The sequence below is a fragment of the Candidatus Peregrinibacteria bacterium genome (assembly GCA_016699145.1).
GTDB lineage: Bacteria > Patescibacteriota > Gracilibacteria > UBA1369 > 2-02-FULL-48-14.
Genome location: CP064962.1, coordinates 1,207,284 through 1,220,507, shown reverse-complemented (window position 1 = coordinate 1,220,507; position 13,224 = coordinate 1,207,284). Strand labels below are relative to the sequence as shown.

Sequence of the window (13,224 nt, the reverse complement as noted above, 5' to 3'; positions counted from 1 at the left end):
GGCTGGATTATACGCGGAGTTTGATCCTAGGCAATCGTACTGGTAAAGTGCCCGCATGAAGTATCGCGCCATTATTAGTGAAGCCTGGGCTCTCACTCAAGAAAATAAGAAACTCATTTGGATGTATGGCTTTGTACCGGCACTTTTAGGGGCGCTTTTTAGTGTTGGCTATTTCAGTTATCAATTCGCGGCTTTTTGGACTTCACCCTATGTTCATCCAGGCATTCCTGAGGACAAACATGCTTTGAATTTTCTTTTTAATGTACTGCGGGATGGCCTGAGCAGTCATACCAGTTTTACGGTTTTTGCCTTGGTGATTTTGGCCCTGTTTGCGCTGTGTTATTTGATGGTGCCAGTGTTTGCTCAAGGGGCGCTGATTCAAATTTTGGCTCATAAAAGAGCCGGGCAGGAAGTCAGCACCGTGCAGGGCATCACTTTTGGCTTCACACGTTTTTTACAACTCTTTGAATATCATCTGGTTTTGCGCACGTTCAGCGTGGTTGGGCTTGCGGGTGAAGCAGCCTTTGTTTACCGCAATGCGGGGCCGGGCATTTTTGCTTTTGTGGGTTGGTTTTTTTTACTCGCCATTGTGATTGGGCTTTTGGTGACTCTGCTCTTCACTTATGCGGAGTATTATTTGGTCATCGATAAAGAAGGCGTGGTTTCGAGTATGCTTAAAAGCAGTGGACTTGTGGTGCGACAATGGCATCACACTTTGTTCATGCTGCTGCTCATGAGCATCATTGTGATTCGTCTGGCGTTGAATGTGGCGGTGGCCCTATTGGTGCCTTTGTTGATTTTGGGTCCTTTCTTTTTATTCACCAGCTTGACCACTTCTGCCGTTTTGGCTGCCGTGGGTGGACTTTTGGCTCTGGTGGCCCTGTATTTTGCCTCTTATTTTTTGGCGACTTTTCATGTGTTCGCTACGGGCGTTTGGACGTTCACCTTCTTGGATCTGACCAAAGAGGATCAAGGAGGAATCGATCTACACGAGGCTGCCGTTCACCAAGAGGAATAAAACATAAGCCACACTGAACCAGAGCAGACGGTTTCGCATGCCTTTGTAGTTGGGCGTGTAAGTGAGGGGTGCTTCACTTTTTTGTCGAAGGAATTGAAAAGCCGTGAGGTCGTAGACGAAGGAAAACCCTACGAGTCCCAGAAGATAAAGCGTGAGCAATTGGGAAAAATATAGGTTGTGGAGCCAGATGGGCATGGCTGACGCTTCCAATCCACTGAATAGAGTGGTGAGGTAAACAATGAGGCCAATGTGCAAAAATTGATCCATAAAAAAGGGCAAGGTGCTTTTGCGTTTTGCGTTGAAATGAATGTCGTATTTTATTTTAAGAATGTCTTGAAAAAAATGCGTCACAAAGATGAGACTGGCCGCTCGCCAGGTCTCGTGATAGTGCCAATAAGGGAACAAAAAAAGCACCGTGAAAAAAGAAATGATGCAGACGTGTTCAAAAGTGCCCGTCCAGCTTCGGTATTTGCGCACAATGAGGTCGTTGGATTGGAAGACAAAATCCCCTAGAAAGTGAGCGAGGAGCATTTCGAAAAGCACAGCGGGCATGGGATCGTTTATTTAGAGTCTTTTTGTTTGCGGTCTAGGTAAGCCTCCTGAACCTTTTTGGCGGTTTCGGGGCTGTTTTGCATGAGGGATGCGAAATCTTCTTTATTGAGAACAAAAATTTCACAATCTGAAAGGGTTTCGGCAGCAGCCATGCGAGGTTGATCTTCAATCAGGGCCATTTCTCCAAAAAAATCTCCTTCGCCCAAATTGGCCAGCTCGCCTTCTTCGTTGTAGATGCGAACCATGCCAGATTTGAGGATGTACATGGCGTTGCCTAAAACTCCTTTTTCAAAGAGTTTATAGTGGGCCGGGAAGTATTGAAGCGTGATGTGATTGATGATGGACAGGTGCTCTTCTTCAGTGAGGGCCCCAAAAAGCGGGATGGTCTTCAGAATGTTTAGAATGAGATTCATGGAGGGCAAATTAATCTTGTTATTATATCAGATTTTAAGATTGGTCGCAAGGAGCGTATTGACAATTTAATACAAAAATGTCATAATAACACGATTTACTGATTTAACCCCAATAAACGCCATGGATGCCTTCAAAGCCCTCACTCAACGCACCAAGATGATGATTGTAGCCAGCACTCTCTTTTTGCTCACTCTTTCGGTGGGCGTGCTGGTGTTTGGAAGTGATAATTTGACCAGTGAAAGTTCCCTTTTGGAACAGGCTAAAGGCAGCGTACATGCCGATATGCTTTACAGCACTCCGACGGATGCGGCACACTGAATGGTGTGCGATTTAAAGCTTTTTTCCTTCTTTGTTTTCTCAGTTTGAGCGCTTGTGGCTCCCCTGAAATTCCCAAAAACTCTGAGGCCCTAGCCTCGGTTCTTTTTTTGGGTGACACGCACTTTGGAGAAAGTTACGCGGTGGATTTGGACGATCGCTATGCAATGGATCAGTTTTCAGATTTATTTGAAACGTCCGATTTGACTATTGCTAACTTAGAGACCCCGCTGACTTCCTTGGAGGAGTCTCCCTACGAAGGAGAAAAGTCTTATGTTCACTGGTCGGAACCTGAAGCAGCTAGCGAAGCTTTTCGAGACTATGGCTTCGACGTTTTCAGCTTAGGAAACAATCATTCTATGGATTTTGCTTGGCCTGGCCTGGAAGAAACACTCACTGTCTTGAAGCAAGATTTTCAAGTGTTTGGTGCCGGTGCAAATCAAGCAGAAGCAGCTCAGCCTTTTGAAACCGAGCTTTTGAACCTTACGGTGTTTGGCGGCTACGAAGATGTTTTGAGCCATGAACGCATCGGTTTTTATGCGAGTGAGAACACTCCAGGCGTGTATTCGATCACCCAGGAAGCGAGTTTAGAGGCCGTACGTTCCTTTCGAGCAGAACATCCTGAGGCTTTTATTGTGGTTTTTCCCCACTGGGGTGAGAATTATGCGATGAAGGACTCTAAACAGGAGACGTGGGCTCATTTGTTTATTGATGCCGGAGCGGATTTGATTTTGGGCCACGGGGCTCATCTTTTACAGGAAGTGGAAATCTACGAGGGCAAGTGGATTGTTTATGGTCTGGGCAACTTTATTTTTAAGGCTCCTGGGCGTTATCAAAAGTTGGATGCAGCTCCCTACAGCGCCGTGGCTCGTCTCATTCAAACAGAGGATGGCTTGAGTCTGCGTCTCTACCCTATTTTATGTGACAATTTGGTCACTGATTACCGAACGCGCTTTATAAAAGAAGAGGAATTTGAAGAACTCTCTGAACGTGAAGATTTGGCTGAGCTCAGCGACGGAGAGGATCATCTGGGTTTTTATTACGAGCTTCCCATCCATTGAAATTCTTCTTTAATATTGATTTGGGCGCTGGGAAGACGCTATGATTCCTGCACTTATGGCCGACTTATTTTTACCTGAAATCGAAGCAAAATGGCAGTCCCGCTGGAAAGAGCAGGGGCTTTATGAAGCGAAGATGGATGCGCCTGAGAAGCCGAAGTACTACAACGTGACCATGTTCCCCTACCCCAGTGGCGACAAGCTGCACATTGGACATTGGTACAATTACGCGCCGGTGGACACATGGGGCCGCCTCATGCGCATGAAGGGTTATGAAGTCTTCCAACCGATGGGCTTCGATTCTTTTGGCTTGCCGGCAGAAAATTATGCCATCAAAACGGGGGTGCATCCCGCTGAAACGACGCGCAAAAACATCGACAAGATGAAGGAGCAAATTGCCGCGATTGGAGGCATGTATGATCTGAATCTCAATCTAGAAACGAGCTCGCCGGAGTATTACAAATGGAGTCAATGGATCTTTTTACAGCTTTATAAACAAGGGCTCGCCTACCGTAAGGAAGCGCCGGTGAATTGGTGCCCCAGCTGTATGACGGTGCTCGCGAATGAACAGGTGGATGGCGGTCACTGCGAACGTTGTAAGACCCAAGTGGTGCAGAAGAATTTGCGTCAATGGTTCTTTGCCATCACCAAGTACGCGGATCAACTCCTCGACTACGAAGGGCTGGAGTGGCCTGAAAAAACCATCGCGATGCAAAGGCATTGGATTGGAAAGAGTGAAGGGAATGAAGCGGAATTCCGTATCAAGGGTGGAGGGGGCGAAACAATTCGCATTTTCACGACGCGTTTCGACACGATTTATGGAACGAATTTTGTGGCGATTGCGCCCGAACATGCTCACCTCATGGACTACGTTTCACAGGAGCAACGTGCAGCTGTGGAAGCCTATGTGAACGAGACTAAAAAGAAGAGTGAACTCGATCGCCAAATGGGGGATAAGACTAAGACCGGTGTGTTTACGGGTAAGTACGCTATCAATCCGATGACCGGGATGGAAATGCCCATTTATGTGGCGGATTTTGTGCTGGTTTATGGAAGCGGTGCTCTGATGGGAACCCCTGCTCATGACGAGCGTGATTTTGGTTTTGCCAAGGCGATGGGGCTGACGGCTCCACAGGTGATTGTGGCGAAAGAAGGCGAAGCTTATGAAGACAATGTGGCCGAATGGAAGGAAAGTTTGCATGGGCACGGCATTATGGTGAACAGTGGGCCTTACACCGGTATGCAAAGCAAAGAAGCGCTGAAACTCATGACTGAACAGATGGAACGCGAAGGCTGGGGGAAGAAAGTGGTGCAACTTCGACTGCGCGATTGGTTGATCTCACGCCAGCGCTATTGGGGCGCTCCGATTCCCATTGTGTACTGTGAAAAATGTGGCGAAGTGGCGGTGCCCGAAAAAGATTTGCCGGTGGCTCATCCGCATGTGGAGGATTATGTGCCCAAAGGCACTTCCCCGCTGGCAACGAATGCGGAGTTTGTGAATGTGAAATGCCCTTCGTGTGGTGGAGCAGGAAAGCGAGAAGTGGACACGATGGACACTTTTGTGTGCAGCAGTTGGTACTTTTTGCGTTACCCGGATGCCAAGAATGAAAATGAACCCTGGAGCAAGACTCGTGCAAACACGTGGATGCCGGTGGACATGTACATCGGAGGGCCGGAACACGCGTGTATGCACCTTTTGTATGCGCGGTTCGTCCACCGTGTGATGCACGACTTGGGGTTCGTGGAGGCCAAGGAGCCATTCAAGCGCTTGGTGCATCAAGGCATGATCACCAAAGATGGGGCGAAGATGAGCAAATCCAAGGGCAACGTAGTGAGTCCGGATGAGTTTGTGGCGAAGTATGGCAGTGATGTGTTCCGCATGTACTTGATGTTCATGGGCCCCTTCACGGAAGGCGGCGATTGGAGCGACCGTGGCATTACGGGTGTGGCGCGTTTTGTGGATCGTTTTCACCGTGCCATGCAAGTGGAAGGCAGCGGGGAGGGCATGGATAAAATCGTGCACCAAACTTTGGCTCGCGCCGGGGACGCTATGGAAAAAATGAGCTTCAACATTGCGGTGGCTGCGATGATGGAACTCACAAACGCGATGATTCAGACGCCGCTCAACAAAGGGCAAAAAGAGCTGGTTGTGCGCTTGCTGGCCCCTTTGGCTCCGCATCTTGCAGAAGAAGTGTGGGAAATGCTGGGTCACACGAGCAGTGTGTTCAATGAAAGCTGGCCCAAGGCCAAGCCCGAATTTTTGGTGAATGACACGGCAACTTACGCGGTGCAAGTGAATGGAAAATTGCGCGCCACGATTGAACTCCCTCTTGAAACGAGCAAAGAAGAAGCGCTCGCTGCCGCTCGCGCAGAAGCCAATGTGGCCAAATACCTCACGGGCGAAGTTAAAAAAGAGATTTTCGTGCCGGGCAAGATCGTTGGCTTTGTGCTTTGATCACGGCACAAAAGGTGTGATTTCAATAAAGCCTCCTGTTTGAGTGATGGAAAATTCGGTGGAATAAGTCTGTGAAGCGTCTGAAAGTATGCTGGATTGCTCCGTGGAAGGGGTCCCGGTGTAATTGGGATCGTAGCAATGACTCATGCCTAAACACAGCTCCCCAGATGGTGGAAAATAATAAATTTCCAGTTCCCTTTGAAAGCGAATGTCTTCGTCGAAAGTATAGCTGTCCAAAACTTGCGAAAGATTTTCGCTGTGGGCCACAATGTTGATCCCGTCTTCAAACACCTCCAAAAGGTAATACTGCGTGGGTTCAGCCCCATTCACCATGAGCGTGGAAAGTGAATAACTGCGTGCGCGCTGAAAAAAGTCGGTGATGGTGTTCACGTGGGCGTCGTAACGCACTTTGAGTTGCACTCGTTGATACGCCAAGGCCAAAGTCACCGCCAAAACCGACATGATGAGAATGACGATGACCAGTTCTATAAAAGTGAAGGCGGGTTTTTTGTAGGAGGGGGCGTGCATGCTTCAATTCTAGCATGGATTTTTTTTGTGAGCATCTTTAAGATGGATGCATGACCCTGCGTTCCCGCTCCGCAGAATCGATAATAGAAACTTTGATCGCCATTACAGTGATCGTTTTATCGAGCGCGGCGGCTCTTTCTATGCTTCGTACCGCTTTGAGGGGAAATTATGTGATCGGTGAGAAGTTGGTGGCCCTGGAATTGGCCCTGGAAGGCTTGGATGCCGTGAAAAACATTCGAGACAGCAATTATTTGCTCTTTGCCAGCGATGCCGACACCTGTTGGAATAAACTGGGCCTCACGCTTTCGAGCGATTGCGCCACGGCCACCGCCATCACCGATGGAGAAGAATATTATCTGATTCAAAATTTCAGCAATGCGCCTTTGTACCGCTGGAACATGCAACTGGCCGTGACCGATACCGACGGGTTTATGGATTTGTTTGAGTACACCGACAGCACCGGCACCACCGTTCCCCTTTACAGCGACCGACACAACAGCTCGGTTTCGGGTTTTAGCAGTGTGGATGCCAATGCTTTCAAACGGCTCATCTCCATTGACTATGACCCCTTGGACAGTGCTGGCAATGATCTTTGCCCTGAGGACACCTGCTTTGAAGCGACCGTGACTGTGGAATGGTCTTTAGCCGAAATCACCCAAAATGTCTCTTTGACCCGCCTCATTTCTCATGTTTATTAAACGCTCTGCTTTTCGTGCTTTTACCCTAGTGGAAGTGCTCATCACCCTCACTTTGTTCGCCGTGATTGCCGTGGTCACTTTGACTTTGCTTGTGAATGGTTTGCGTTCGGCTCGAAAAATTCAAGCACAGGTTTATCTGTACACCGAAGCTCAAGCCCTCATGGATAAAATCGCTCGTGATTTGGAGCACAGCACTTTGGATTATGAACTTTATTATTCTCGGGAAGTGGCGGGCGATGCCGGCTGGGACAGCCCTGAGTATGGAGCTTATGCCCAAAGTTTTTTCCATCCGGGCACGGGGGGTCAATTGGCCGGACCTTACAGTGGCGTGCCTTCGTATTATGGAGCCAATTGTGCCGACGGCGGTTTGCATCCTGAGGATTGTCCCGGTGAAATTCCCATTTATGCCGAAGGGGATGAGGATACTGGGGTGCATCCCTTCCCTGGAATCGAAGCGTTTGGCTACAGTGCCGATCCCGTTGCGATGAATGCTTTTTGTCGAGGGAACAATGGCCTCGGAGCTCTTTTTTGTCGGGGGCTGGGTATCCCTTTTACGGAGGAACTTTTTTTGGTGAACAACACAGGGGATGAACGCATTTTGTATGTGAGAGAACTCTTGGAGGGTTCCACTACAGAATATGGGCTTTCACGCCTGGTGATGAGGGGCACGGACAGTGACAACAACGGCCTTGAAGACACTTGGACTTGTGCCGAGAATTATGTGTGTGAGGATCTTGGAGTGAACGGCCAGGCTGTTCCTGATGCCGATGATTTTGCGCCCCTCACCTCTTCCAATTTGAGTGTGCTCAATTTCAGCGTCTTGGCGGCTCCTTCTGAAGATCCTTATCGGGCTTTTGCAGAGGAAGATGCTCAGGTGCAACCCCAGGTCACGGTCACACTCGAAGTGGCGCTCAGCGAGGCTTACAGCTCGGGCATTTTGGGGGAAGTGCCTTCTATTCTTATTCAACGCACGTTCAGCACAGGCGTGTATTCTAAAGTTGTTTCTTATGAATGATACTCGTTCCGCTTATTCTTTGGTTTTTGCCTTTCTCGTGATGACGGTGATGATGATCGTTGCGGGCTCGGCGATTCAAAACACCAATGAAAAACTGCAATTGTACAACGATTTGGGCAGCAGTTCGCAGGCGTATTTGGCGGCGCAATCGGCAGCAGAAGCGGCCATTTTGGCGATTCAAGACCCCGATGGAGATGGAGTGAATGATTACAGTCCGGGTTACGAATCCACTGAATCTGAAGCTTTTTGTGGGAATGCGGATGGAACGACGAGCTGTGATTCGTGGGGGAATTTTAGAGTTTTAGCCAAGCAGAGGGGCTATGGCGATTATTTTTATACTCCTCTTTTTGGCACGGGCACGGCGGGCAATTCTGAGGAGTGTTCCGTGCTGGATTACATTGATCCGAGCGATGGTGAAGTCATCGACGCTTTATCGATCGATGTGGATCACCCTTGCCACTGGAACAAGTTGTCTTATGGAGAAAGCACCATCATTCCCCTCTTTGACACCGACGAAAACGGCAACCCCGTGCTGCCTGCCGACCTGGCCGGCTTCACCGGCTGGAATCTGCGCATCCGCACCCCTTGCGAGGATGGCTCTTTAGAGAGCGGGTGTGTGAGGTTTGAGCTGGATGAAACAAATCTCAGTGGGCCTCTAGGTGGAGACAATATTGTTGCCTGGGAGTTGATTGGCGAAGATATGGATGGGAATCCTGTTCACTTAATGACTGATGATACACTGGGTCGATGTGGTTTCTCCGATTGCCGGCCAACAAGTCCTTCAAATACAGAAATTTATGAAGAGAAAATCAACAACGATGATCTCGTTTTACAAAGCACTTCTACCACAGAGATTGAAAGCGTCACTCTTTTGCCCAATTTACGCTATTTGTACTTGCAGCTGGAGCTTGTACATCCGCTTGAAGAATTAAACACCTTGGCTTCTATTCCTTATCTAGAATGGCAATTGGAAGTGGACAGTGGGGAGGCTCTTGCCAATGCTTGGTCTTTTGTAGTGGGTGAAGGTTATGCTCAAGGAAGCGTCAGCCTTTACTATGACACTTTTTTACTTTTTAGATCTACAACAGGTGAGGGTAGTGGCAGCTATAGTTTGTCAAACTGAAGAGGCGTCATTGGGTTGACTTTTTTGAAAAACTTTGTATTATGATTATGTAGTGTTTAACTTCTGTCCCCTAGAATGGTATGAAACGAGTGGATTCATTAAATGCTTCGAAGCCTGGTGCTTTTTCTTCATTGAAAAGCAATGCTGGTGCTCTTGCTTTAGCAACTGCCATTGGAGCTTTTTCAGGTCAAGCTAAGGCGGTGGATTGTGGCTATACTTTTAATCCTGCCACTACTGTGGCAGGTGCTGATTCTTCGACTCTACATGAAGCCTGGCCTTCCAAGAGTGAGAATGGGCTGATGTTTAGTTCTACTGATGGAACGGTCTTCGGGCAAAGGTACATGCCCGATGGTGCAAGTGTTTCTTCTCCAGTGAATTTGACTGGGATGCCTGCAAATCCTTATGGAGTACAGTTTGTCAATGCTTCTCAGGTCTACTTCATGTCCGTTGGTTCGGCTGATATTTATTCGGGCGTAGACACCAGTGGAGATTGGTCTTCAGGTTCTTCTTCTCTCGCCTATCCCACCTCCCCCGATTACATGGGAGGGGTCGCCTATGATCAGATCAGTAGTGATTTTGTTTTCTCTCCTTATCATTCCGGCCAGAGTCATTTTGATATTACTGATTCTTCTGGCAATATCTTGGCTCATGATGCAAAAGAACCTGGTTCAGATTCGACCAACGGCAGGGTATTTTTTGTGAGAGGGTGCGACACCTCGGGATTAACGGGTTGTGAAGTGTGGGTTGTAGATAGTGCCAGTTGTGAACAGATGATTGATTCTGAGGCCCGTTCACCTTATTTTGATCAACGCACTGGCATCTTATATTACGCTAAAAACAATGGCACAAGTTATGACATTGTGAGCAGTCAGGAAACCACTTCTCCTAACGATAACGACGGAGATGGCTCCCCAGTAGAAGAAGATTGTGACGATGAGGATGCCAGTCGTTTCCCTGGGAATACTGTTACTGCAGAAGATGGAGTGGATAATAACTGTGTAGAAGATGCACCAAGCATCAACTCAATTGAAGTGAATGGTCAGCCATTGGGATCTTTAAATGTTGCCGTTGGAGCGGATATAACACTGACTGCACAAGGAATGGACGATGAAGAACTTGGTGAAGATCTTACTTATCGTTGGACTATCGTAATGCCCAGTGGAGATTCTGAAAATTTGGAAGGTGCTTCTATTTCTTTCAATCCAAGTGAAGCAGGGTCTCATCAAGTTACCGTTGAAGTCGTGGACTCCAGTGGAAATAATGTTTCTCAAGAAGGAGCATTCCAAGCTGATTTTTCTGCCAGCGCACTCCCTGAGGGAACCGCCCTTCCGGAAGGTACTGTGATTTATGAGAATCCTGCGAACCCAGAAGCAGGATCTGCAGTGATGCATGGCACTACTGCTTATGTCAACGAGAATGGAGAGATCGTTCTACCTAACGCTGGGGATGGGGTAAGTGTGGAAGGTGTCGCCTTAACTGTCCATTCTGAACCCAGTCGTGTGAATTTCTTTACAGGACCTGAAACTCATAGTGATATTTTGTTAGGAGGTACGGATTGGGCTCCTCCTCCAAACGGGGATTCCAGTTATGGGCCTTATGCCGACACTGAAAACCTTGAGCAGTTGACGGAATTGGTGTTTAGATCGGGTGATCCTGTAAGAGCGGTCAGCACTCAAATTTGGCCTGGCAACGCAGACCATGAGATTGATTTACGCATCTCGGAATCTGGTAACCATTGGTTTTCGGATATTGAAGATGATACTCGTCAACCAGATGATACAGGTGAAGATGATACAGGAATAGGCGGTGATGATGGAGGGCATTGTGGATGTGCTACCACTACAGACGGGGTTGCCTGGTATGGAGTTGGTTTAGGTCTGCTCGCACTGGCTTCAAGACGAAAAGAGGAAAACAGCTAGTAGTGGCTCGCAAAAAGTTAGGTTTCCTGGTATAATTATAAGATTGATATCTTGTTTTTGTGCGAAATACTTTCTTGAAATCGGGTTTAGCTCTAGGCATTGGCGCCATTCTACTCTTCTTGAGTGTTTTACTGAGGCCCGGCTTTCATTCCTTGCAACTTCGCCTGAGCAACACTCTTTATAAGGAGCGCACAATATCGGATGAAATTGTGATTGTTGCCCTTGATGGGACTTTAATTGAGAGTACATCCATTGATTTTAAGTCAGATAAAAAACGGACTTATTTTGCTGAAACCATTGAATACATTGAAGGAGGCTCCCCTTCCTTGATCATGTTGGACTGGCTGTTTGATGGTCCAGCCAATGGAGTGAGTTCTGAAGAAATTTATACAGCCGCCACTCAGTATCCTAAAGCTATAGATTTTACCAATCAAATTTTAGCTTACTTAAATGAGGAGCATCCTTATGATGCGCTCCTTTCTTCTGTTTTAGAAAAATGGGATAACATTTATTTCATTAAGTTTGCCACTCATTTTTCCTCCTTTACAGGAGAGAGTTTTGACTATCGAGAGCAATCCGATCCTACTGTTTTATTTGGCTCGTTCCTCAAAACTGGTTTTGCAAATCTTAATATTTCATCTGAAACAAACGTTCAAAGTGTCTATGGCATTCCCGCCTACCTCAGTGTGAATGGCACAATTGAACCTCACATGGATTTACAGCTTGCCCAGGAACATTTGAGGCAACCTCTTGATATCCCGCTTAGTGAAGGTGAGATGCTGATCAATTATGCGGGTGTGACTGGCTCTTATCCAACTGTTTCTATTGTGGATGTATTGAATGGCACCGTGGACCCTTCTGTTTTTTCTGGAAAAATTGTCTTGATTGGTCCGACGGCTTCTGAATTTCAAGATAATAAATATACGCCCATTGATCCTACCCGACCCATGCCGGGTATTGAAATCCATGCAAATGCCATACAAACCATTTTAGATGAAGCTTTTTTAACTCCCCAAAGTGGTTTGGATTTTGCTCTGGTCCTCGCGTTGATTTTGACGGTTTCCTGTTTGATTTTCATGCATTCTCCTCTTCTATGGTCTGCGTGTTTTTTGGCGCTTGAATTGTTTGCCTTTCCATTTTATGCACAGTGGCGTTTTGACCATGGAGTCATCATCAATTTAATTTGGCCGGTGTTTGCATTGGTCGCTGGATATATCTCCATCCTCCTTTATCGAAACTTTACGGAGTTTGCGGAGAGGCGGCGTTTGAAAGAGGCTTTTGGGCGTTATGTGTCCCCTGAGTTGGTGGAACAGATTGGGAATCAGCCGGACATGCTGAAGCTCGGGGGTGAACGGCGCGCGATTACGGCTCTGTTTTTGGACATTGAGAACTTCACTCACCTCAGCGAAGGGCTGGAGCCGCAGGCCGTGGTTGGGGTGATCAATACCTATTTCGATGCGCTGTCGAAAGTCATCATGAATGTGGGAGGGATGGTGGATAAGTTTGAGGGAGATGCCATCATGGCGCTGTTTGGAGCCCCCGTGCCCAATTTGGATCATGCCGTGAAAGCGTGTGCGACGGCGCTTGCGATCCGTGAAAAAATGAATGAGTTGAATGCCTCCACGGGATATCCATTGAATATACGCATTGGGCTGGCGAGTGGAGATGCGATTGTGGGCAACATGGGTAGCGAAAATCGCTTCGACTACACGGCCATGGGCGACACCGTGAACACGGCCTCCCGTTTGGAAGGGGCGAATAAATTTTATTCCACACGCATTTTGGTGACTCAAGGCACTTATGAAACGGCTAAGGGAGAGTTCCTTTTCCGTGAAGTGGATGCCGTGTGTTTGAAAGGCAAGGATAAGGCGATCCACATTTATGAACTATTGGGCACTTTGCAGGGGGCCAGTGAAGAGGGTCAGAAAGTGCTGGTGGAGTGGGACAGGGCTTTGGCGGCGTATCGTAAAGGGGCTTGGACGGAGGCTGAAAAAGGTTTCAAAGCCGTGCTGTCTATGCTGCCCAACGATGGGCCTTCCAAAACTTTATTGGGACGTTTGGACATGCTCAAAAACACCGCCCTCACAGGGTGGGACGGTGTTTGGAGATTTGAAAGCAAGTAGCTATAG

General features: G+C 47.8%; 12 protein-coding genes. 9 read left to right on the top strand and 3 right to left on the bottom strand.

The window, feature by feature from the left end; translation table 11 throughout:
- Nucleotides 1–55: 55 nt before the first annotated feature.
- Nucleotides 56–1,018 (top strand): hypothetical protein, encoded by a 963-nt coding sequence (locus IPG41_06640; protein QQR54828.1) that lies wholly within the window; start codon nucleotides 56–58, stop codon nucleotides 1,016–1,018.
- Here IPG41_06640 and IPG41_06635 read toward each other — a convergent pair.
- The gene (locus IPG41_06635) at nucleotides 986–1,570 is read right to left on the bottom strand and encodes a DUF3307 domain-containing protein (protein QQR54827.1); all 585 of its coding nucleotides are present in this window, start codon (nucleotides 1,568–1,570) and stop codon (nucleotides 986–988) included. The two genes, IPG41_06640 and IPG41_06635, sit on opposite strands and share 33 nt — an antisense overlap.
- 8 nt (nucleotides 1,571–1,578) lie before the next feature.
- Entirely contained in the window at nucleotides 1,579–1,983 is a 405-nt protein-coding gene (locus IPG41_06630) for a cyclic nucleotide-binding domain-containing protein (protein QQR54826.1), read from the bottom strand.
- 121 nt (nucleotides 1,984–2,104) lie between these two features.
- On the opposite strand from IPG41_06630, the gene IPG41_06625 reads away from it, so the two are divergent.
- The 3 genes from IPG41_06625 to IPG41_06615 all read left to right on the top strand — a co-directional run bounded on the left by IPG41_06625 (nucleotide 2,105) and on the right by IPG41_06615 (nucleotide 5,812).
- Nucleotides 2,105–2,302: a hypothetical protein gene (locus IPG41_06625; GenBank protein ID QQR54825.1), complete on the top strand. Its 198-nt coding sequence runs from the start codon at nucleotides 2,105–2,107 to the stop codon at nucleotides 2,300–2,302.
- Nucleotides 2,303–2,409: 107 nt separating this feature from the next.
- Nucleotides 2,410–3,360, top strand: a complete 951-nt coding sequence (locus IPG41_06620; GenBank protein QQR54824.1) for a CapA family protein — start codon at nucleotides 2,410–2,412, stop codon at nucleotides 3,358–3,360.
- Between the two features lie 55 nt (nucleotides 3,361–3,415).
- A complete protein-coding gene (locus IPG41_06615) occupies nucleotides 3,416–5,812 on the top strand; it encodes a leucine--tRNA ligase (GenBank protein QQR55669.1) in 2,397 nt (798 codons plus the stop codon).
- Here IPG41_06615 and IPG41_06610 read toward each other — a convergent pair whose 3' ends face one another.
- Entirely contained in the window at nucleotides 5,813–6,340 is a 528-nt protein-coding gene (locus tag IPG41_06610) for a prepilin-type N-terminal cleavage/methylation domain-containing protein (protein QQR54823.1), read from the bottom strand. It abuts the gene before it with no gap.
- A 50-nt stretch (nucleotides 6,341–6,390) separates the two neighbouring features.
- Here IPG41_06610 and IPG41_06605 point away from each other — a divergent pair, with 50 nt between their 5' ends.
- The 5 genes from IPG41_06605 to IPG41_06585 all read left to right on the top strand — a co-directional run bounded on the left by IPG41_06605 (nucleotide 6,391) and on the right by IPG41_06585 (nucleotide 13,218).
- Nucleotides 6,391–7,038, top strand: a complete 648-nt coding sequence (locus tag IPG41_06605) for a hypothetical protein (GenBank protein ID QQR54822.1) — start codon at nucleotides 6,391–6,393, stop codon at nucleotides 7,036–7,038.
- Nucleotides 7,028–8,053 carry a prepilin-type N-terminal cleavage/methylation domain-containing protein gene (locus tag IPG41_06600; GenBank protein QQR54821.1) on the top strand — a complete coding sequence of 342 codons (1,026 nt, stop codon included), beginning with the start codon at nucleotides 7,028–7,030 and terminating at the stop codon, nucleotides 8,051–8,053. Before IPG41_06605 ends, IPG41_06600 begins: the two co-directional genes overlap by 11 nt.
- Nucleotides 8,046–9,176 carry a hypothetical protein gene (locus IPG41_06595; GenBank protein QQR54820.1) on the top strand — a complete coding sequence of 377 codons (1,131 nt, stop codon included), beginning with the start codon at nucleotides 8,046–8,048 and terminating at the stop codon, nucleotides 9,174–9,176. Before IPG41_06600 ends, IPG41_06595 begins: the two co-directional genes overlap by 8 nt.
- A gap of 80 nt (nucleotides 9,177–9,256) precedes the next feature.
- Complete coding sequence (locus IPG41_06590) at nucleotides 9,257–11,095, top strand: PKD domain-containing protein (GenBank protein QQR54819.1); 1,839 nt, start codon at nucleotides 9,257–9,259, stop codon at nucleotides 11,093–11,095.
- Between the two features lie 59 nt (nucleotides 11,096–11,154).
- Nucleotides 11,155–13,218, top strand: coding sequence for an adenylate/guanylate cyclase domain-containing protein (locus tag IPG41_06585; protein ID QQR54818.1), 2,064 nt, complete (start codon nucleotides 11,155–11,157; stop codon nucleotides 13,216–13,218).
- Nucleotides 13,219–13,224 lie beyond the last annotated feature (6 nt).